We start from the raw sequence: 18,838 nt of genomic DNA, 5'->3' as shown, positions 1-18,838 counted from the left end.
GATGACGGCGAGCACCGTCCACGCGGTCGACGCCGACGCCGCCGAGGCGCTGCTCGTCGACCTCGTCGAGACGTCGTCCCGCTCCGGCGAGGAGGACGCCGCCGCCGAGCGCCTCGTCGAGTTTTTCGAGGCCCACGACCGCGAGGTCTATCGCGACGAGGTCGGCAACGTCCGCGCGCCCGCCGACGATTCGGTGCTGCTGACGAGCCACGTCGACACCGTTCCCGGCGAGATTCCCGTCCGGATCGAGGACGATCCCGACGACGAGGTGCTCGCCGAAACGGGCGGGGCTGCCGAGGAGGCCGACGATCCGCGCGTGCTCTGGGGCCGCGGCAGCGTCGACGCCACCGGCCCGCTCGCGTCGATGGCCGTCGCGGCGATCGAGACCGGCGTCTCCTTCGTCGGCGTCGTCCGCGAGGAGACGGACTCGGCGGGGGCGCACTTCCTCGTCGACGATCGCGAGGCCCCCGGCGCGGTGATCAACGGCGAGCCCTCCGGCTGGGACGGCATCACGCTGGGATACCGCGGGCTCATCGCGGGCACCTACGTCGCGACGAGCGAGTCCGGCCACACCTCGCGCCCCGAGCCCAACGCGATCGAGCACGCGGTGGGGTGGTGGTCGTCCGTTCGCGAGGCCGTGAGCGAGGTCGGCGGCGACGAGTTCGATCCCGTCTTCGAGCAGGTCACCGCCAAGCCCGTCGAAATCGACGGCGGGACGAGCACCGACGGCCTCTCCGTCGAGGCGACGATGGACGTCCAGCTCCGGATCCCGCCGTCGCTCGACGCCAGCAGCCTGCGCGAGCTGGCCGACGGCGAACTCGAGCTGGGTACCGTCAACTGGGGGACGCCGATCCCACCGGTGATGGAGAGCCCGCGGACGCCCGTCGCTCGCGCGCTTCGCGGGGCGATCCGCCGCGCGGAGGGCGACCCGCGCCTCCTGCGCAAGACCGGCACCAGCGACATGAACGTCTACGCTCGCGAGTGGGACTGCCCGATGGCGACCTACGGCCCGGGCAATTCGGACCTCGACCACGCCCCCGACGAGCGCCTGCCGCTGGCGGCGTACCACCGCGCGATCGCCGTGTTGGCGGATGCAGCCGCGGACCTGTCGGATGGAGACGACGCGGAGGAAGCAGCCGACGCGGAGGCGGATGCGCAATGACTACGTGCCCCGGGTCCGACGGTGGGAATCTCGCGGCCGCAACCGCTCTTCCCACTGCCACGGAGGGTGATACCCAATGACCGAATCCAATCCACGCCACTTCCTCGACGTCGACGACCTGAGCGCCGACGAGCTCGACGAGGTACTCGGGCTCGCGGCGGAGTACAAGGCCGAGCAACAGGAGGGGATTCTCCACGACGACCTCGACAACCAGACGCTCGGGATGCTGTTCGAGAAGCCGTCAACGCGGACGCGGGTCTCCTTCGAGACGGGGATGACCCAGCTCGGCGGCCACGCCGTGTTCCTCAGCGACTCGGACCTCCAGCTCGGCCGCGGCGAGCCTCTGAAGGACACCTCCAGGGCGCTCTCGCGGTACGTCGACGTGCTGATGGCCCGCCTCTTCGACCACGAGTCCCTCGAGGAGATCGCGGCGTATTCGGACGTGCCGGTCGTCAACGGGCTGACCGACGACGCCCATCCCTGCCAGACGCTGGCGGATCTGTTGACGATCCAGGAGCACGCCGGCGGGCTGGCGGGAACGTCCGTCGCGTGGGTCGGCGACGGCAACAACGTCGCGCAGTCGTTCGTGATCGGTGCGGCACTCGCCGGGCTGGATCTGACCGTCGCGACGCCGGAGGGCTACGAGATCGACGAGTCGGTCGTCGAGCGCGCCGCCGAACTCGGTGGCGAGCCCGAGATCGTCGACGATCCCGCCGAGGCAGTCGCTGGCGCCGACGTCGTCTACACCGACGTCTGGGTCAGTATGGGCCAGGAAGACGAACGGGAGGAGAAGCTCGCCAACTTCGAGGGCTACCAGGTCAACGACGAACTGCTGGAGAGCGCTGCAGAGGACGTTTCCGTCATGCACTGTCTCCCTGCGCATCGTGGGGAGGAAATTACGGATGACGTGCTCGAGAGCGATCAGGCGATCGTCTGGGACCAGGCCGAAAATCGGTTGCACGCCCAGAAGGGGCTGCTCGTCTGGCTCTGCGAATACGTCTGAATTCTGCGGATTCGATCTTTGATTCTGGCATTGTTTCTTCCGCCTTGGAAGCCCCCGACCGCTCGACGGTTTACGCTCGCTGCGCTCCTCGCTCCCTTCGGTCGCTCCGGTGCTTACTTCGCCTAAACCGACGAGCGGTCGGCCCCTTCCAGTCCCACCCGGAGGATGGCCCACCGAGCGCTCTTGGGCTTTCGGAGATCACTGTCACTGTGCGAGTAGCAACGATCGAATCGAACTTCCGCAACCCTACTCCCCGAGCAGTTCGCTGGCGATCCACTCGGGATCGAACCGCTCGATGTCGTCGTAGCCCTGGCCGGTCCCGAGGAAGAGGATCGGCTTTCCGGTGACGTGGGCGATCGAGATCGCCGCGCCGCCGCCGGAGTCGGCGTCGGCCTTCGTCAGAATGGTCCCGTCGATCGACGCGGCGTCGTCGAACTCCCGGGCGCGGTTGACGGCGTCCTGGCCGGCGACCGCCTCGTCGACGAAGAGGGTCATGTCCGGCTCGACGACGCGGTCGATCTTCGCGAGCTGGTCCATCAGGCCGTCGGAGGTGTGCAGGCGGCCGGCAGTGTCACCGAGCACGACGTCGACGTCGTTGGCCTCGGCGTACTCGACGGCGTCGTAGATCACGGCCGCGGGGTCGCCGCCCTGCTCGTGGGCGATGAGTTTGCGATCGAGTACGTCCGCGTGCTCGCGGATCTGCTGGTTCGCGCCGGCGCGGAACGTGTCGCCGTTGGCCATCACGCTCGAGAGGCCCCGATCGGCGAGGTACTCGGAGAGCTTCGCGATCGAGGTGGTCTTGCCGACGCCGTTGACGCCGGTGAAGACGATGACGACGGGCTTGTCCGCCTGCTGGAGCCGTTCCTCGAAGTCGAACTGGCCGACGCTGATCACGTCGAGGAGGGCGTTCTGGAGGGCCTCCTCGACGACGGCGCCGGTGCTCGTCGTGACGGTGCGGGTCTCCCCGACGAGCTCCTCGCGGATGTTATCGAGCAGTGCCTGCGCGACGTCCATCTCGACGTCGCTGGCGAGCAGCGACATCTCGAGGTCCTGGAGCGGCCCCTCGAGGTCCTCCTCTTCGATGACGAACTTCCCGCGGGTCAGCGACTTCGCCTTGCGGACGAAGCCGGTGTCGGGGTCGTCGGATTCGTCGGTGGCCTCCGCGTTCTCGTCGTCGGCCGCCGGCTGCTCTGCCGGCTCGCCGGCGTCCATCTCGTCGACGGGCTGCTCGGCGTCGCCGCTCGTCGGCTGTTCTTCGGTAGCGACGGCCTCCGCGGCAGCCTCGCCGTCTCCGCCAGCGTCCGACTCCGCTTCGCTGGCAGCCGACTCTTGCTCGTCGGCCTCGACCTCCTCGACGTTCTCGTCGGCTGCCTCCTCCGCGTCGTCACGGAAGCTTCCCAGCGTCTCCTTCAGCCCGTCGAACATGGGTTACGTCCTCACTCGCCGTCGCCGCCCTGCATCTGCTGCATCTGCTGTTGCATCTGCTGTTGCTGCAGCGACTGGGCGCGACCCTCCATCTCGTCCAGGGTGTCCTCGAGGTCGTCGACGTCGTTCTCGAACTCCTCGATGCGGTCGTCGATGGTGTCCTGCTTCGAGCGCAGGGTTTCGACGGCGTCCTCCTGGTCGCGCTCGGCAGCGTAGCCGCCGCCGAGACCGACGATGATCTCGTCGATGTCCTCGATCTCCGCGTGGACGTAGGTGTCGCCGCCGAGGGGGACCTTCACGGTGGAGCCGGACTCCAGCGCCTCGATGGCTTCGATGGCCTCGTCGATCTCGTCCTGCTCGTCGTCGAGCTCGTCGATCTCCTGCCCGACGAGCTCGATCTGCTGTTCGACCTCGTCGATCTGCTCCTGGATCTGCTGGAGCTCCTGGTTTCCACTCATGCTGCGGACACCTCCTCGAGCTCGACCTGCCGGCGCTTGAGATTGTGCCGCGCGCCCATCTCGGCGAAGGCGTGTTCGCGGGCAACCGACTCGTTCGCTCCCTCGACTTCGGTCTCGAAGTCCTGCCAGCCCTCGCGGGCCTGGAACCGACCGCTCACGGTGTACTCACTCATGTACCAGAACTGGGCCCGGGAGTCGGAAGTACGTTCCGACTCGGAAAGCGGACGGTCGCGGCCCGGATTCGACTCCCCGCTTGCGATCGGAGCGGTCACTGCGCTTCGCCCCGGATTTGCTCAGCTCACGCGCCATTGGACTCGCCGCTCTCCTGGACAGTGGCGTCTCCGCCCTGACGAATGCGCCCGAGGACGAGGCCGTCGACGAACGCGAGGAGGGCGAACAGTCCGATCGCACCGATCATGATCCAGATGCCGTCCGCGCCGCCGAACCACGTTCGCCAGACGCCGAACGCCGTGGCGGTCGCGAGGAGGGCGTAGCCGAACTGCCAGGACTCAGGGACAGCGTCCATACGTCGCCCGTCTCGGCCGCCGGTAGAAAAGCTGTCGCCGGTCTCGGTGGACTCCGTCGCTCCGCTCGGCGCTGGCGTCCGCGCCTGGCCGATGCCCGAACGGTCGGTGTTTGCGTTCGGATCGGCCGGTGGTGTTCCGTTTCGAATCAGCCGTTAGTGTTCACCTTCGGATCGATCGTGGTGTTCACCTTCGGATCGGTCGGTGGTGCCCGCCTTCGAACCGGCCGAATACCTCGCGCGTGCTCGCGGGCGTACCGCGGGTCTTTTTATGGGCCGGGGGGCTACCCACGGACGATATGTTCAAGGCCATCGTGGACGCCGAGACGCTCGGCGACGCGCTCGACGCGGTGAGCGTGTTGGTCGAGGAGTGCAAGATCCACCTCGAGGAGGACGGGCTCGCCATCCGGGCGGTCGATCCCGCGAACGTGGGCATGGTCGATCTCGAACTCGACGCCAGTGCGTTCGAGTCCTACGAGGCCGACGGCGGCCTCATCGGCGTCGATCTCTCCCGTCTGCAGGACATCGCGGGCATGGCCGACAAGGGCCAGCTCATCGAGCTCGAACTCGACGAGGAGACCCGCAAGCTCCACACCCAGATCGACGGGCTCGAGTACACCCTCGCGCTGATCGACCCCGACTCGATCCGCCAGGAGCCAGACATCCCCGACCTCGACCTCTCCGCGGAGATCGTCCTCGAAGGCGCCGACATCGATCGTGCGGTCACCGCCGCCGACATGGTTTCGGATCACATCGCGCTGGGCGTCGACGCCGACGAGGAGCTGTTCTACGTCGACGCCGAGGGCGACACCGACGACGTCCACTTCGAACTCGACCCCGCCGACCTGATCGGGCTCGAGGCCGGCGAGGCCCACTCGCTCTTTAGCCTCGACTACCTCGGCGACATCCAGAAGGCGATCCCCGGCGACGCCGAGGTCACCGTCGAGCTCGGCGAGGAGTTCCCCGTCAAGCTCCACTTCGAGATCGCGGAGGGCCAGGGTCGCGTGACCTACATGCTCGCCCCCCGCATCCAGAGCGACTAGGGAAACCGCGGTCTGTGGCTGTTTGGGGCTCTTTGGCTGATTTCCTCGGCCGTCCACGAGTGGTGAACGGCGCTCGTTCTCTCACTCGGTGTACTGCGAAACTCGCACCGTGAGATTCTTTTCTCGAAACCGACCCTGGGAGCTGCGTAGTACTCGCCGAATATGTGGAAAATATAACTGTATTGTCGGTGCAGACACGTCCAATGGCCGGAACCGTCCACCCCCGCTCGGTCGCGCCGCTCCCAATTGTGAACCTCGCGATCCCGACGACGCTTATCGTCCTCGTCCTGCTGTTGGGGACAGTGATCACGGGCGGGGCACTACTGCTCCTCGTCTACCTCGTTCGCAGGTTCGTACTGAACCGGGACGGCTAGGACGGTGATGCGAGCATCCACGCGCCACAGCAGGGAGTGGTACGACGCGCTCAGTCCCTACTACGATGCCCTCGTCGATCCGTTTCAGGGCCGGCTCCGACGGCGCGGCATCGAGCACCTCGACGCAGCGCCCGGAGACGTCGTCCTCGACGTCGGCTGCGGGACCGGCCGCGGCCTCGCCAGGTTCGAAGCCACTGTTGGGCCCGAAGGCCACGTGATCGGCATCGACGTTGCAGCGCAGATGTGCCAGCTGACGCGGGATCGCCTCGACGAGACTGGTCCGTCGGAGGTCATCTGCGGCGACGCACTGTCGTTGCCGTTCGCCGCCGACAGCTTCGACCACGTGCTCGTGAGCTTCACGCTCGAACTGTTCGACGCCGATCACCGGGCGACCCTACTCAAGGAACTCCGTCGCGTCCTCGAACCAGGGGGCCAGATCTGCGTCATCAGCCCGTCGACGGCACGAAGCCCGATCGTCGCTCCGCTCTACACCCGACTCAACGATGCGTTCCCGAGGCTGGTCGACAGTCGTCCGCTCGACGTCAGCGGCGTCCTTCGCGATGCGGGGTTCGAGCTTCGCCGCGGCCGAATCGAACGGGTACTCGTCGTCCCGGTCGAACTCGTCGTCGCTCGTCGGGAGTAGTTGGGTGCGGCCGATTCCGTCGCGATCGCCCCTTCAATCACGTACCACGGTCCACCGACGGAACTGAATTCGACTACCGAGCGACACCGTTAACTCCCGAGTCCCGATACCACGGCCAATGAGCGAGATCCGGAACGTCCTGCTGGTCAGCGTGGACTGTCTCCGCGAGGACGTGTTCAAGGAGGGCCTCGAGGACGGGCTCTTCCCCAACTGCGCCGAGCTCTACGACGAATCCCTCGACTTCACGGAGACCTATACCGTCGCCAACACCACCGACCCGAGCCTGACCGCGTTCATGACGGCGAAGTACCCCTTCGAGCACGGGGTCGTCGAGAACGGCTGGGGCCTCGACGAGACCCACGACACCGCCGGCGAGCAGTTCCAGGCCGCGGGTATGGACACCTTTGGCGTCGTCAGCGTCGACCACCTCGCTGCCGACCACTCGAAGCTCGACCGCGGGTTCGACCGGTACGAGGACGGCCAGAACTACGGGAAGCTCTATCCCATTCTCTCGCGGATCTACGACACCAAGACGTTCAACACGGTCTTCGGCGCGGTCAAGAATCTCGGCATCGGCCGGTACACCGTCAAGAATCTCCTGCGCGATCTCGGCCTCATCTCGCTGCACTGCCGCTCCGCCCGGAGCGTCACCGACGACGCGAAAGCGTGCCTCGACGACGTCGCGCCGAAGTCCGCTACGGCTGGCGCCGCGGACGATGACGACAGCGAGGCCGCCAACGCCGAGGAATCCGGCTTCTTCGGCTGGGTCCACTACTTCGACGTCCACGAGCCCCGGAACGCGCCGCGGGACCTCCTCGACGAGCACGACGAGTACACCGCCGCGATGATGCGCGTCGACGACCACGTCGGCGAACTCCAGGCTGAACTCGAGGCCCGCGGGATCGCCGACGAGACGCTCGTCGTCTTCACCGGCGACCACGGCGAGGCCCTGGGCGAGCACGGCTACGAGGGCCACGGCCGCACGCTCTACGACGAGGAGATCAACGTCCCGCTCGCCTTCGACCACGACGCCCTCCCCGACGAACAGGTCGACACGCAGGTCCGGACGATCGACATCCTCCCCACCCTCCTCTCGCTGGTCGACGCCCCCGCGCTCGACGCCGCTGGCGAGCCGATCTTCGAGGGCCCAGTCGACGAGGGCGAGACATCGACGGTCGAGCCGGTCGAGGAGGACCGCCAGCTGTTCACGATGGCGTACCCCACCTTCGGCGACCGCGTGGCCACCAGGACGCCCGAGTGGAAGCTCCTCCGGGACCGCGAGGAGGACGTCGAGGAGCTCTACGACCTCGAAGCCGACCCCGGGGAGCGCGACGATCTGGCGGACGACGCGGGTCAACGACGCGACGCGCTCGCCCAGGATCTCGATCAGTGGCTCGCCGAGTTCGGCGAGATCGAACGCCAGGAGATCGATTCTGACACCGAGGAGATGCTCGCGGATCTGGGCTACATGGAGTAGCTGGGAACGCTGAGTTGCGATCGGCGACGACCCAGCGGGGGTTCCAGCGGGGTCCGGCGAACCGACACAAGACTCATTATTTCGGGATCGTCGATTCGAAACGTGCACCGCCGACAGCTGCTTGCCGCCCTCCCAGTTGCCGCGTTGGCGGGGTGTTCGACGGCGCTCGACGACGGGGACGACGGGTCCTCACAGCCCAACGACGCGGAGAACGACTCCGGCGACGCTGCAGACGAACCGCCCGCGGACTCCGACTGTCAGGTGACGAAATCACTGCTTTCGGCCGAGCCCGTGACGCTGACCGCCGAGCAGCGCACGCACGTCGTTCCGGTGGTGGTCTCCGAGCAGACGGAGTCAGTGACGATCGTGCTCGAGCGCTCCATCGACGGCGAGGAGATCACGGCGTGTCCCACCGGGTCGCCGACGTCGGAGACGGCGGAAACGCTGGCGGCTGCGATCGACGTGATCGACGAAACGCTCCAGCGCCAGCGCGAGCAGTACGACGGCGATCCGCCGAACTGGGTCGACCAGACTGCCTATCTCCAGTTCGAGGACGACCTGTTCGTTTGCAGGGCCAGGTTGTCCGACGTGGTGGTCTCCATCGGCACGCCGCCGGCCGACACAGCATCGGCGTAGCCGCTCCACGACGGGTACCGACCGCACGCTCGCCCGGTCACTCACTCGGCGCAAACTCGCCGGCCAGTCCCCGAATCTCCTCGATCGTCAGCACGTCGAGCAGCTGGCAGCCGGCCGCGTAGACCGCCAGCCCGATCCAGGGCAGCACGAACAGGTCGACCCACCACGGACCGAGCGGTAACAGCACCCAGAGCAGGCCGATCGTCCCGACGCCCAGCGCAGCGACCCGGAGGATCGGCAACCCGTCGAGGGGTCGGATGTCGACCGTCCGCGCCGCCACGACGTGGGTCACCGCCATCGTGCCGTAGGCCACCGAGGTCCCGATCGCCGCGCCGACGATGCCGATCCGCGGGATCAGGAGCAGGTTCAGGACGACGTTGATCACCACGGCCGCGCCCGTGGCGAGCAGCAGGGTCCGGAGGTGGCCGCCGGCCTGGAGCACCGGCCAGATGACCCGTGCGATCGCGAACCCGAGCACGCCCGGCAGCAGGACGCGCAGCGGCAGCACGCTCGCCTCGTACGCCGGTCCGAAGTACAGCGTCAGGAACGGCTCGCTGAGGACGAACACGCCCGCGACGAGCAACACCGTGATCACGACTACGTAGCGGAGCATCCGCGAGGTGAGGCTCGTCAGCTCCTCGATGGCGTCCTCCTTCCAGAACTGCGCCGTCGACTGGATCATCACTTGCTCGACGCCGATAGAGACCACCCACATGAACTCCGAGACCTGGAGGGCGGCGCGGTAGTGGCCGGTGTCGACGTTCCCGTGGAAGTAGCTCACCAGCAGGACGTCGACTTTGTACATGCTCGTGAGCAGGAGGACGAGGGCCATCGTCTGCGCGCCAAAGCGCAGCAGTGGGCGGCCGTACACCGCCAGCGCGAGCCGCTTCGGCGAGGGGAGAAAGCCAGCCTCCCGGAAGGCCAGCAGCGTCGAGAACGCACCCGTCAGCAGGAAGCCGGTCGCGAACCCGGCGAAGACGCCGGGGACGCCGAAGCCCTGCGCGGCGAGCGTGAGCCCGACCACCGCCATGATCGCCGAGCGCACCGGAATGAGCGGCTCGACGATCGCCTCGCGCTTGTACGCGTGGAGCACGCCCCGGCCGAAGTAGTAGAGCTGCTCGCCGACGACCGCACCCAGCATCAGGTAGAGCGCGCTCCGCAGCGCGCCGTCCGTGAAGATCGTGAAGAGTCCCGCCAGCAGCGGAATCCCGACGAGGAGCATCCCCGCGTGGAGGGCGAAGGACGTCGCGATCACCTGGTCGCGCTCCGTGCCGTCCTCGCGGCTCGCGTAGGTCTTCGTCGCCTCGAAGAGGCCCATGTTGAGGATCTTCCGGCTCGGCAGGAAGATCGCCATCACGAGCGCGTAGCGGCCGAAGCCCGCCTCGCCGACGGTGCGGGTGAGCACCGGGATGAACGCCGCGAAGATCAAGAGCCGCCCGAGATCCCCCGTGAACACGGAGAGGTAGCCCTTGAGGATCGCGCCGTCGTCCGCCATTACTCCACGTATCCGAGGTCCCGCATCTGCTGTTTGAGGTCCTCGTCGACGTCGGACCGCTCGGCCTCGACCGTCTCGCCGTCACGAGAGAGTGCCACGTCGGCGTCTTTCGCCACGATCTTCGTCTCGAAATCCTGCCAGGCCAGCGTCGCGGAGCCGTGCCACGGCGCGACCGTGAGGGCGTGGTTCCGGGGGCCCTGGCCGCCCGCTGCCTCCGGGCGGACGTCTTTCCCGTGCCACTCCGGTGGGACGGCGTCGGGGCCGGCCTGATCGGCGAGAATGGACGGAGCGATGTCCAGCGAGGACAGCGGTCCGGCGAGCTCCAGGTCGTTCGTCGCCGCGGGGACGGTGATCAGTGCGTCCGCGACGCGGCCGCGCTGGGGCTGGTGGAACCAGACGCCCTCCTCGCCGAACTCGTCGCCGTGGTCGGACGTGAACACGACGAGTGGGTCCTCCGAATCGACGGATTCGACGAGGCGCTCGATCTCCGCGTCGGCGCGTTCGAGCGTGGCGCGGTACTTCGCCTCGATCGTCTCCCGCTCGGCGTCGGTCAGCTTCTCGGGCTTGAACAGCGCCTTGCGGTCGACGTCCTTGGGCACCGCGTCGTCGCCCAGCCCGTAGGGTCGGTGCGTGCCCATCATGTGCAGCCACATGAACCGCGGGCCGTCCTCGGCGTTGAACGCCTCGATGGACTCGTCGATCAGTTCGTCATCGGGCAGCCGGTTCGAGAGCTTCGCGTGTGGCGGTTTGAACCGGTGGTAGACCTTCCGGATGAGGTCGAACTGCGAGGCGAACTGCCGGATCGGGTTGCCGCGGTTGCCAGCCTCCGAGAAGTGGTGGTAGACGTCGAAGCCGGAATCGAACCCGAAGCGGGCGTCGGTGTGTGGCGAGGAGGAGAGCCCGATCGTCGTGTAGCCAGCGTCGGAGAAGGCCTCGGCGACGGAGGGCTCGACGACGCGGGACTCCACCGCACCCTGGTAGTTCGACGTGAGGAGACTCGCGAGGGAGGGCCGGGTGTAGTGGGCGCCCGTGATCGCCTCGTGGTTGTCGAGGTTCGCGGAGACGTACGGCATCGCGTCGAGGAAATCGTGGCGTACGGAGTCCGCAGAGACGAGGATAACGTCGCGCATTGGGTGAATGAGCGCGCGAGCGTCACTTGAGTCCTGCGCTCTGGAGGCTGCATTGGATTGAAGGGTGGGTATTCGGAGTTATACTTGCAGCCGGGAGAACCGATACGACCGCGAACCGATCGGAAGCCCCCTCCCGCTCCAGTCGCGCGGCTCGCTGCGGTCCTCGCCTCACTTCGCTTCGCTCGTTCGGCTGTGGTCCTTGCTTCACCGTGCTTCCCGGAGCGGTCGGCCCCTTCCAGTCCCACCCTGTGACTGGTTCTGGAGAGCGAAGTCCGGACGGACCTCCAAATTCGCTACGCTCGCGCCGGGTCGACGGAGCGATCGCCGAGTGGAATCTCCACGTCGATCTCGTCGTACCGGACGACGGGCCGTTTCGCCCGCCCGTCTTGCTCCAGTTCGAGCAGGCCGTAGTCCTCGAGTTCGCGGACGTTCGCGAGCACGTCGGGCGGGTGGCGGTCGACGGCGTCAGCGAGTTCCCGGATGCTCGCCGGCTCCGTCTCGACGATCGCCTCGAGGAGTTCGAGGTTCGTCCCCCGGAAGATTCGGGCAAAGGTGTCGAGGGCCCCGATTGCAAGTGTGGGGTCCTGCGACTCGATCTCCTCGCCAGCGTCGAGTGCTGCAAACGCTGCTTCGAGGTCTCCCCGGTCCCGATCCGTCCCGACTACGACGTGAAGCGTGGATTTCGATTCGGTGACGGCGGGTGGTACCGTCTCCCGATTCATACCGATTGCGACGCGCTGGTTAGGAGCGAAACGATACCACGAGGGAGGCAGATCGACGTTCACACCACCGACACCACGACCGCCGAAATCGACCCCACCACCGCCTCCCAGACCGAGAATCCGGTCGCGATCGCGAGCAGGGTGTCCGCCGCGAAGAACGCGAAGATCGCCGCGCCGACGAAGTGAGCTTTCCGGAGGTCGATCCGGTGGGCGAAGCGGTGGAAGGCGTAGGCGTTCGCGAGGCTCACCGGGACGATCACGAGCATCTCGCCGAGCCAGATCGCGGACGTCGCACCGTAGGTCGCCGCGAGGCTGATGGTGATCAGCTGGGTCTTGTCGCCGAACTCGCCGGCGGCCATCAGCGCGAAGATCGAGCAGAACGTGCCGAGCCGGCCGTCAATTGAGCGACCGAACACCGAGAACTCGCCGTCGACGTCGGGCGCGATCCGGTGGGCTGCCGCGACGCCACCGTCGGTCTCGGTGCCCGGCGATCCGGCGCCGGGGGCCGAGCTGGGACCGGACGCCGTTTCGCTGGCGTCTGCAGTTCCGGCAGCGTTCCACTCCGCGTCCGCGGCCGGTGCCGAGCGGACGAGCATCACCGCGAACAGCAGGAACAGCGCGACGGTGAACCCATCGAGGACGATCGCGGGCAGCAGCCGCTGGATCGCCTGGCCGAACGCGATCTCGAGGGCGGTCCAGCCCGCGAAGGCCGTGCCGGCCGCGCCGACGACGAGCAGCGGATCGTACCGCGTGGCGAGCCCGGCGATGATGAACTGCACTTTCTCGCCGGGCAGCACCGTCAGCTGGGCGATCGCGGCGATCACGACGATCTCGAGGTAGCCGGCCATGGTTGGACTGGACTGCCGTCCGGTGCCGGTCGGGCGGCGCGGTGCCGAATGTCGGGCGCGCTCCCGACCGGATTAGCTCCGACGTAGATGGAAATTAGACGCGTCGAATGTATGGGTTGCGGCTCCTGCGAACGATGCGGACTAGACTCGGTCTGGTTTCCCGCCGGGTACTGGACGCGCGTCCACCCGGACGCCGGTTCGAACGCGGCTGCCGGTCCGCCGTTACTGGACCTCAGCCCGTGAGGCCCGCCGGAGCAGCCAGAGCGCGACCGCGCCGAGCACCAGGTTGCAGACCGCGAGCACCGCGATCGCCGGGACGACGGTGTTCCAGAGCCCGCCGAAGATCGCCAGCTCGAGCGTCGTCGACACGTCCTCGCCGAGCAGCAGTGCCCGGACGCCGTCGACGCCGTAGGTCACCGGGTTCAGGGCCGCTGCCGCCTGTATCCACTCGGGGAGCACCGACAGCGGCAGGAACGCACTGGAGAGGAAGAGGAGGGGAAACGTCAGCAGGTTCGCGATCAGGATCGTCGCCTCCTCGTCGCGAGTGACCAGCGCGACGACGTTCGAGAACGCCATGAACGCCCCGGCGAAGACGACCGCGATCGCGATCACGCCGAGGAGGCCCGGGACGCCGACAGCGACGTAGTCGCTCGGCGACGCGCCGGTTTTCAGGAACAGCAGTAGGTACCCACAGCCGAGGATGATCGCCGTCTGGACCACGATCCGCACGACTTCGGCGAGCACCTTTCCGAGGAACATCGCGCCGCGGTGCATCGGCGACGCGAGCGTCTTCTCGAACATCCCCGTGTCCATGTCCACGACGAGGCCGATCCCCGACACCGACGCCGCCGCCAGTGCCGACTGGATGACGATCGCCGGCGTCAGGTAGGTCACGTAGTGGACGTCCTCGCCGACCGCGCTCTGGATGGCGCCGCCAGCGACCGCGCCGAAGACCTCCGCCATCAGCACGAAGAAGATCACCGGTTGGACCAGCGAGGTGAACGTCACGAACGGGTTCCGGGAGGTCTTGACCAGCCAGCGCTTGCAGTTCGTCCAGGTGTCGGCCACGAAGCCAGCCTCTGACTGGCGCTCCGTGGGTCGTGCGCCGTCGAGGTGATCGGCGGTCATCGGCTCCCCTCCGTGCGCGCTCCGTCGTGCTCGTCGGGCTGCTCGCCCGTGAGCGAGAGGAAGACGTCGTCGAGCGTCGGCGAGCGAACGTCCATGCTCGTGACCGTGACGCCGGCGTCGTCGAGCGCGACGAACAGGTCCATCACGCCCTCGCGTGCGTCGGCGGCCGTGATCGAGAGCCCGTCGCTGGTGCGTTCGACGTGTACGCCAGCGGTCTCGTCGCCGTCACTCCGAGGGGCTGGATCGTCGAAGGCGTCGGCCTCGCGGACCGCCGTTTCCGCCCGGTCCAGGGCCGCCCTCGACGCGTCCGCCATCGATAGCTCGAGGACGTCGCCGCCGACGCCAGCCTTCAACGCCGCCGGCGTGTCTCTCGCCACGATCTCCCCGTCCTGGAGCAGCGCGATCCGGTCGCAGAGCCGGTCGACCTCCTCGAGATACTGCGTCGTGAGGAAGACGGTCGTCCCTGCGTCGTTCATCGCCTCGAAGTAGTCCCACAGCTCCATCCTCGCCTCGGGATCGAGCCCGGTCGTGGGTTCGTCGAGAAAGACGACCGGCGGGCGGTGGACCAGCGCCGTCGCCGCGTCGAGGCGCTTTTGCATGCCGCCGGAAAACGCGTCGGCTCGGTCGTCGGCGACGGGCGTGAGGCCGACGACGTCGAGGAATTCCTCGACGCGTGCTTCGCGTTCTGCAGCCGGGACGCCGTGGATCGTCGCGGCGAAGCGGACGTTCTCCCGCGCGGTCAGTTCGGGATCGACGCTGGTCGTCTGGGGCATGTAGCCGACGGCGGCCCGCACGGCGCGTGGATCGTCTGCGACGCCGTGGCCGTGGACGGCGACTGAGCCCTGCGTCGGGCGTATCAGCGACACGAGCGTCTTGATCGTCGTCGACTTCCCGGCGCCGTTGGGGCCGAGGAAGCCGAAGCACTCGCCGGGTTCGATCGCGAGATCGACGCCGCTGACGGCCTCCGTTCCGTCGGCGTAGGTGACGTGGACGTCCTCGGCCGCGATGGCCGGCGGCTCGCCGGACGTGCGGCTGGTCGATTGGCCGTCGCTTTCGGTGGGTTGGGACTGCATGAAGTGCTCCTCGCTGCCGATTCCCCGAAAGGATCGCCCTCAGTGGTGAGCCCGTTTTTACGCGACCCGGCGCTCGACGCCCCGGTCTCGACGGCGCATTCGCACCCGACCGGTCGGATTTCGTATCGCAAAATACGATATATCGTATAAATGGGCCGTCACTGGCGCCCACACTTTTCCAACAGGCGCTCGAACGGTCCGGTGTCCATGTCCGAATTCGAGAGCTTCGAGTGCCGGAACTGCGGCGGATCGTTCAAGGCGTTGCCCGAAGCCAATGCAGCGACGAAGCGCCTCTGCAGTCCGGCCTGTGAAACCGCACAGCTCGCTGTGAGTCAGTGATCGCGGATGCACTGCTCGTTCGCGCACGTATGGTGCGTGTGACAACTGTTGCAAAAGAATGACGTGCGGGTAGCCCGCCGCCGGCCTTTCCTGGGGAGCCTACTCCGCCAGAAACTCCAGTACCGGCTCGGCCACTGCGGCCGGATCCTCGATTCCGGCGTGGCCGACGCCCTCGATCTCGACGAGCGTTCCGTCCCGTAACCGCTCGTGGACTCGTCGTGCAGCCTTCCGGAGGGACGGCGGGCTGTGCTCGCCGGTGAGAACAAGGGTATCGGCGCCACAGTCGAGCGCCCCCGGGAGCTCGTACGTCTCGACGGCGGCAAACTCGCGCTGGGTCGCTTCGGCCAGCGCGATCACCTCGGGCCAGTGTGGGAGCGTTTCGACGTCGTCGATCTCCAACATGACGTCGAACGCGAACCGCATGGCTCCCTCCCGGTCGCCCGACTCGAGGTACTCGGCCATCCGATCGGCCGCGCGTGCGGTCTGGGGGTCGACCGCCGGTACTGCCGGCTCGTAGAGCACCAGCTCGTCGAGGTCGGTTTCGCGGGCGGCCTCGAGTGCACAGAGGCCGCCGAAGGAGTGGCCGAAAAGTCGGTTTGCGCCTGTTGCCGCCAGAACGCTCTGGACGTCCTCGACCTCGCGTTCGAGTGCATAGTCGTCGGCGTCGCCGCTACTGCCGCGGCCCCGACGGTCAACGGCGTGGAGCTCGGCGGCTTCCTCGAGATGTGGAACGTGGGGGTCCCAGGCGTCGCGGGTGGCGGTCGAGCCGTGGACGAGCACCAGCGGCTCGCCTGCGCCGTGCGTTTCGTAGCCGATCGTCGTCCCGTCGGTGGATTTCGTGGTTTGCATGGATGGACTGTCGCTCTCTCGCACTGCTCCCTGAAGGGTGCCCTAAACTGTATGGCGCTTTATCAAATCGGCCCCATCCGCTCCCGGGGCGTCCAGCGAACTGGCGATCAGCGCGTGCTGTGCACGGCGGAGTCGCTCGGAACAGGACGGGGCCGAGATGTCGAGTTCGTTCGCGACGTCCGTGAGCGTCGCACCGCGTGGGACCTCGAAGTAGCCCAGCTCGAAGGCCGTCACCAGGGCCGCTCGCTGGCGATCGGAGAGCGTCGCGGCGCCTGGTGGGCTGGTCTCACAGTCCGGCGATTCGACGAGCCGGTGGATCGTGACCGACCCCTCCTCGCGCCAGAACGACCAGTAGTTCTCGAAGGCTTCGCGGTCGGCACACCGCCGACGCTGGCGCCAGCCGTCGCGGACGACCTCGATCCGCTCGACGATCGCCTCAGTCGCGTGGAGGGATCGTAGGCGGTCGACATCGGAGACTGCCGGCCCGAGCTGTGCTTCCATCGTCGTCGCGGGAGCGATTCTGTAGCGTCGGGCCGCAGCGTCCGCGGCCAGCCGGACCATCTCCGCCACGAAGGGCGAGGCCTCGACGGCGTCGAGCTCCGATGCCCGCACCGTGATCGCGAACGGCGGCGGCCCACTCTGGTTGGGCTGCCCGACCGCGACCGACAGCGTCGCCGACGGGTGCTCGGCAGCGACGTCGACGAGAGGCAGCCGGTCGCAGTGGACCGTGTACTCGGCGAGATAGGCCATGGATCAGCCGGCTATTCGTCGAGATTCTAAAAGTGAATCGAAGTCGAGTCGGTCTCTCACCCGACCCCGCAGAAACTCATCGAAGCGAACTGCCGGCCGGACGAAGCCAGCTACTCGTCGCCGGGGCTGTAGTTCGGCGCCTCGTCCGTGATGACGACGTCGTGGGCGTGGCTCTCGGCCTGGCCGGCGGAGCTGACCCGCACGAACTCCGAGCGCTCCTTGAACTCGGGGATCGACTCCGCGCCGACGTAGCCCATCCCGGACTGCATCCCGCCGGTGAGCTGGTGGAGCTCGCTCTCGACGCTGCCCTTGTAGGGGGTCGCAGCCTCGACGCCTTCGGGAACGTACTCGTCCTCGTTCTCGGGCTCTTCCTTGAGGTAGCGGTTCTCCTCGGAGTCGCCGCCGGCCATCGCGCCGACGGAGCCCATGCCGCGGTACTGCTTGTAGCGCTTGCCGTTCATCGTGATGATGCGGCCGGGCGCCTCGTCGGTGCCCGCGAAGTAGGAGCCCATCATGATCGCGTCGGCACCGGCGGCGATCGCCTTGATCGCGTCGCCGGAGTAGCGGATGCCGCCGTCGGCGATCACGGGCACGTCGTACTGGCTCGCGACGTCGGCGACCTGCGCGACGGCGGTGATCTGGGGCATGCCGGCGCCGGAGACGATCCGGGTCGTGCAGATCGAGCCCGGGCCGATGCCGACCTTGATGCCGTCCGCGAAGTCGACGAGCTCGCGGGCGGCCTCCTGCGTGCCGACGTTGCCGACGACGACGTCGGCGTCGACCTCGTTCGCGATCTCGCGCGAGCCGTCGATGACGTTGCGGTTGTGGGCGTGGGCGGTGTCGATGAACAGCACGTCCGCGCCGGCGGCGTCCGCGCGCTCGGCGCGCTCGGCTTCGAACGGTCCAACCGCGACGCCGACGAGGAGCCGGCCCTGCTGGTCGCGCGCGGCGTTGGTGTGCTCGCGGCGCTGGAGGATCCCCTGCATCGTGATGAGGCCAATCAGCCGGTTCTCGTCGTCGACGATCGGGACGCGCTCGATCTTGTGCTCGTACATGAGCTCGAGGGCCTCCCGCGCGCCGACGTCCCCACCCGCGGTGATGACCTCGTCGGTCATCGCTTCGCTGACCTCGTCGCGCTCGCCGACTTCGAGGTACGGTCGAACGTCCGTCGCAGAGATGATCCCGAGCACGCGGTCGTCCTCGTCGACGACGGGGGCTCCGGAGACGCCCTCCTCGTCCATCATCTCGTCGACCTCGCGAACGGTCTGGTCGGCGGTCGCCGTGACGACGTTCTCGCGGTCGATCACGAGCTCGTCGGCGGTCTTGACGCGCTCGACGTGTTCGACGGTCTCGTCGACGTCCATGTTCCGGTGGAGGACGCCGAGGCCGCCCTGGCGGGCGAGTGCGGTCGCGAGCTCCGCCTCGGTGACGGTGTCCATCGCCGCGGAGAGCACCGGGACCTGCAGCTCGACGTTGGTAGAGACGCGCGTCGAGAGATCGGCCTCGTCTGGCTCGACCGTGCTCTCTTTGGGTCGCAGTAGAACGTCGTCGAAGGTCAGCGCCTCGGGGACGCGTAGCTTCTCGGTAAAGGGCTCCGTGTTAGGAACGTCGTTCGCCATGTAGTGGGTCCGCCGGGATGGGTGAAAAACGTTGTGAGACCGCCCGAACGACCGAGCGAAGCGAGGGAGAGAGGGCGGAAGTCACTAGCACACTCCGCGGTGCGGTGCGGTTGCTGTGCGGAGCTGTGCGGTGCGGCTGCC

The 18,838-nt window shown here is 67.6% G+C and carries 21 protein-coding genes; 8 read left to right on the top strand and 13 right to left on the bottom strand.

The genetic code is table 11. The features are described from left to right. The first annotated feature begins 1 nt into the window (after position 1). Complete coding sequence (locus tag ACZ5KP_RS08205; RefSeq protein WP_460922595.1) at positions 2–1,162, top strand: [LysW]-lysine hydrolase; 1,161 nt, start codon at positions 2–4, stop codon at positions 1,160–1,162. Positions 1,163–1,238: 76 nt separating this feature from the next. Next, entirely contained in the window at positions 1,239–2,165 is a 927-nt protein-coding gene (argF, locus tag ACZ5KP_RS08200) for an ornithine carbamoyltransferase (RefSeq protein ID WP_460922598.1), read from the top strand. A 246-nt stretch (positions 2,166–2,411) separates the two neighbouring features. Here the strand turns inward: argF and ftsY are convergent, their stop codons facing one another. The 4 genes from ftsY to ACZ5KP_RS08180 all read right to left on the bottom strand — a co-directional run bounded on the left by ftsY (position 2,412) and on the right by ACZ5KP_RS08180 (position 4,574). Continuing rightward, positions 2,412–3,590, bottom strand: a complete 1,179-nt coding sequence (gene ftsY / locus ACZ5KP_RS08195) for a signal recognition particle-docking protein FtsY (protein WP_460922601.1) — start codon at positions 3,588–3,590, stop codon at positions 2,412–2,414. An 11-nt stretch (positions 3,591–3,601) separates the two neighbouring features. After that, a complete protein-coding gene (pfdA, locus tag ACZ5KP_RS08190; RefSeq protein WP_460922604.1) occupies positions 3,602–4,048 on the bottom strand; it encodes a prefoldin subunit alpha in 447 nt (148 codons plus the stop codon). Next, complete coding sequence (gene rpl18a, locus ACZ5KP_RS08185) at positions 4,045–4,221, bottom strand: 50S ribosomal protein L18Ae (RefSeq protein WP_460922607.1); 177 nt, start codon at positions 4,219–4,221, stop codon at positions 4,045–4,047. The genes pfdA and rpl18a overlap by 4 nt, the downstream gene beginning before the upstream one ends. Positions 4,222–4,346: 125 nt before the next feature. Then, the gene (locus ACZ5KP_RS08180) at positions 4,347–4,574 is read right to left on the bottom strand and encodes a hypothetical protein (protein WP_460922610.1); all 228 of its coding nucleotides are present in this window, start codon (positions 4,572–4,574) and stop codon (positions 4,347–4,349) included. Between the two features lie 296 nt (positions 4,575–4,870). On the opposite strand from ACZ5KP_RS08180, the gene ACZ5KP_RS08175 reads away from it, so the two are divergent. From ACZ5KP_RS08175 to ACZ5KP_RS08155, 5 genes are all read left to right on the top strand, one after another. Continuing rightward, the gene (locus ACZ5KP_RS08175; protein WP_460922613.1) at positions 4,871–5,614 is read left to right on the top strand and encodes a DNA polymerase sliding clamp; all 744 of its coding nucleotides are present in this window, start codon (positions 4,871–4,873) and stop codon (positions 5,612–5,614) included. A gap of 203 nt (positions 5,615–5,817) precedes the next feature. Then, the gene (locus ACZ5KP_RS08170) at positions 5,818–5,988 is read left to right on the top strand and encodes a hypothetical protein (RefSeq protein ID WP_460922616.1); all 171 of its coding nucleotides are present in this window, start codon (positions 5,818–5,820) and stop codon (positions 5,986–5,988) included. A gap of 7 nt (positions 5,989–5,995) precedes the next feature. After that, a complete protein-coding gene (locus ACZ5KP_RS08165) occupies positions 5,996–6,631 on the top strand; it encodes a class I SAM-dependent methyltransferase (protein ID WP_460922619.1) in 636 nt (211 codons plus the stop codon). 118 nt (positions 6,632–6,749) lie between these two features. After that, entirely contained in the window at positions 6,750–8,108 is a 1,359-nt protein-coding gene (locus ACZ5KP_RS08160; RefSeq protein WP_460922622.1) for a sulfatase-like hydrolase/transferase, read from the top strand. Between the two features lie 102 nt (positions 8,109–8,210). Continuing rightward, positions 8,211–8,744, top strand: coding sequence for a hypothetical protein (locus ACZ5KP_RS08155; protein ID WP_460922625.1), 534 nt, complete (start codon positions 8,211–8,213; stop codon positions 8,742–8,744). Between the two features lie 37 nt (positions 8,745–8,781). Here the strand turns inward: ACZ5KP_RS08155 and ACZ5KP_RS08150 are convergent, their stop codons facing one another. The 6 genes from ACZ5KP_RS08150 to ACZ5KP_RS08125 all read right to left on the bottom strand — a co-directional run bounded on the left by ACZ5KP_RS08150 (position 8,782) and on the right by ACZ5KP_RS08125 (position 15,140). After that, a complete protein-coding gene (locus ACZ5KP_RS08150) occupies positions 8,782–10,239 on the bottom strand; it encodes a flippase (protein ID WP_460922628.1) in 1,458 nt (485 codons plus the stop codon). Further along, the gene (locus ACZ5KP_RS08145; protein WP_460922631.1) at positions 10,239–11,369 is read right to left on the bottom strand and encodes a sulfatase-like hydrolase/transferase; all 1,131 of its coding nucleotides are present in this window, start codon (positions 11,367–11,369) and stop codon (positions 10,239–10,241) included. The genes ACZ5KP_RS08150 and ACZ5KP_RS08145 overlap by 1 nt, the downstream gene beginning before the upstream one ends. 293 nt (positions 11,370–11,662) lie before the next feature. Then, positions 11,663–12,091: an HVO_A0114 family putative DNA-binding protein gene (locus tag ACZ5KP_RS08140; protein ID WP_460922634.1), complete on the bottom strand. Its 429-nt coding sequence runs from the start codon at positions 12,089–12,091 to the stop codon at positions 11,663–11,665. Positions 12,092–12,150: 59 nt separating this feature from the next. Next, positions 12,151–12,939, bottom strand: a complete 789-nt coding sequence (locus tag ACZ5KP_RS08135) for a TMEM165/GDT1 family protein (protein ID WP_460922637.1) — start codon at positions 12,937–12,939, stop codon at positions 12,151–12,153. 222 nt (positions 12,940–13,161) lie between these two features. Continuing rightward, a complete protein-coding gene (locus ACZ5KP_RS08130; RefSeq protein WP_460922640.1) occupies positions 13,162–14,067 on the bottom strand; it encodes an ABC transporter permease in 906 nt (301 codons plus the stop codon). Next, positions 14,064–15,140: an ABC transporter ATP-binding protein gene (locus ACZ5KP_RS08125; RefSeq protein ID WP_460922643.1), complete on the bottom strand. Its 1,077-nt coding sequence runs from the start codon at positions 15,138–15,140 to the stop codon at positions 14,064–14,066. The genes ACZ5KP_RS08130 and ACZ5KP_RS08125 overlap by 4 nt, the downstream gene beginning before the upstream one ends. Before the next feature lie 207 nt (positions 15,141–15,347). Between ACZ5KP_RS08125 and ACZ5KP_RS08120 the strand changes: the two genes are divergently transcribed. Further along, positions 15,348–15,479: a hypothetical protein gene (locus ACZ5KP_RS08120; RefSeq protein ID WP_460922646.1), complete on the top strand. Its 132-nt coding sequence runs from the start codon at positions 15,348–15,350 to the stop codon at positions 15,477–15,479. A 99-nt stretch (positions 15,480–15,578) separates the two neighbouring features. Here ACZ5KP_RS08120 and ACZ5KP_RS08115 read toward each other — a convergent pair whose 3' ends face one another. The 3 genes from ACZ5KP_RS08115 to guaB form a co-directional block, all read right to left on the bottom strand. Next, on the bottom strand, positions 15,579–16,328 hold the full coding sequence (locus tag ACZ5KP_RS08115) for an alpha/beta fold hydrolase (protein WP_460922648.1): 750 nt from the start codon (positions 16,326–16,328) through the stop codon (positions 15,579–15,581). 42 nt (positions 16,329–16,370) lie between these two features. Then, positions 16,371–17,078, bottom strand: coding sequence for a helix-turn-helix domain-containing protein (locus tag ACZ5KP_RS08110; protein ID WP_460922651.1), 708 nt, complete (start codon positions 17,076–17,078; stop codon positions 16,371–16,373). 110 nt (positions 17,079–17,188) lie between these two features. After that, on the bottom strand, positions 17,189–18,697 hold the full coding sequence (gene guaB, locus ACZ5KP_RS08105) for an IMP dehydrogenase (RefSeq protein ID WP_460922654.1): 1,509 nt from the start codon (positions 18,695–18,697) through the stop codon (positions 17,189–17,191). Positions 18,698–18,838 lie beyond the last annotated feature (141 nt).

This window comes from Salinarchaeum chitinilyticum, assembly GCF_055390775.1.
Note: the sequence above shows the minus strand (reverse complement) of the source record. Positions and strands in the feature narration are given on the sequence as shown.

What these genes read in the sequence shown, in the direction of transcription:
- ACZ5KP_RS08205 (WP_460922595.1), top strand. Translation starts at nt 2, where the DNA reads ATGACGGCGAGCACCGTCCACGCGGTCGACGCCGACGCCGCCGAGGCG.
- argF (WP_460922598.1), top strand. Translation starts at nt 1,239, where the DNA reads ATGACCGAATCCAATCCACGCCACTTCCTCGACGTCGACGACCTGAGC.
- ftsY (WP_460922601.1), bottom strand. Translation starts at nt 3,590, where the DNA reads ATGTTCGACGGGCTGAAGGAGACGCTGGGAAGCTTCCGTGACGACGCG.
- pfdA (WP_460922604.1), bottom strand. Translation starts at nt 4,048, where the DNA reads ATGAGTGGAAACCAGGAGCTCCAGCAGATCCAGGAGCAGATCGACGAG.
- rpl18a (WP_460922607.1), bottom strand. Translation starts at nt 4,221, where the DNA reads ATGAGTGAGTACACCGTGAGCGGTCGGTTCCAGGCCCGCGAGGGCTGG.
- ACZ5KP_RS08180 (WP_460922610.1), bottom strand. Translation starts at nt 4,574, where the DNA reads ATGGACGCTGTCCCTGAGTCCTGGCAGTTCGGCTACGCCCTCCTCGCG.
- ACZ5KP_RS08175 (WP_460922613.1), top strand. Translation starts at nt 4,871, where the DNA reads ATGTTCAAGGCCATCGTGGACGCCGAGACGCTCGGCGACGCGCTCGAC.
- ACZ5KP_RS08170 (WP_460922616.1), top strand. Translation starts at nt 5,818, where the DNA reads ATGGCCGGAACCGTCCACCCCCGCTCGGTCGCGCCGCTCCCAATTGTG.
- ACZ5KP_RS08165 (WP_460922619.1), top strand. Translation starts at nt 5,996, where the DNA reads ATGCGAGCATCCACGCGCCACAGCAGGGAGTGGTACGACGCGCTCAGT.
- ACZ5KP_RS08160 (WP_460922622.1), top strand. Translation starts at nt 6,750, where the DNA reads ATGAGCGAGATCCGGAACGTCCTGCTGGTCAGCGTGGACTGTCTCCGC.
- ACZ5KP_RS08150 (WP_460922628.1), bottom strand. Translation starts at nt 10,239, where the DNA reads ATGGCGGACGACGGCGCGATCCTCAAGGGCTACCTCTCCGTGTTCACG.
- ACZ5KP_RS08145 (WP_460922631.1), bottom strand. Translation starts at nt 11,369, where the DNA reads ATGCGCGACGTTATCCTCGTCTCTGCGGACTCCGTACGCCACGATTTC.
- ACZ5KP_RS08140 (WP_460922634.1), bottom strand. Translation starts at nt 12,091, where the DNA reads ATGAATCGGGAGACGGTACCACCCGCCGTCACCGAATCGAAATCCACG.
- ACZ5KP_RS08135 (WP_460922637.1), bottom strand. Translation starts at nt 12,939, where the DNA reads ATGGCCGGCTACCTCGAGATCGTCGTGATCGCCGCGATCGCCCAGCTG.
- ACZ5KP_RS08130 (WP_460922640.1), bottom strand. Translation starts at nt 14,067, where the DNA reads ATGACCGCCGATCACCTCGACGGCGCACGACCCACGGAGCGCCAGTCA.
- ACZ5KP_RS08125 (WP_460922643.1), bottom strand. Translation starts at nt 15,140, where the DNA reads ATGCAGTCCCAACCCACCGAAAGCGACGGCCAATCGACCAGCCGCACG.
- ACZ5KP_RS08120 (WP_460922646.1), top strand. Translation starts at nt 15,348, where the DNA reads ATGTCCGAATTCGAGAGCTTCGAGTGCCGGAACTGCGGCGGATCGTTC.
- ACZ5KP_RS08115 (WP_460922648.1), bottom strand. Translation starts at nt 16,328, where the DNA reads ATGCAAACCACGAAATCCACCGACGGGACGACGATCGGCTACGAAACG.
- ACZ5KP_RS08110 (WP_460922651.1), bottom strand. Translation starts at nt 17,078, where the DNA reads ATGGCCTATCTCGCCGAGTACACGGTCCACTGCGACCGGCTGCCTCTC.
- guaB (WP_460922654.1), bottom strand. Translation starts at nt 18,697, where the DNA reads ATGGCGAACGACGTTCCTAACACGGAGCCCTTTACCGAGAAGCTACGC.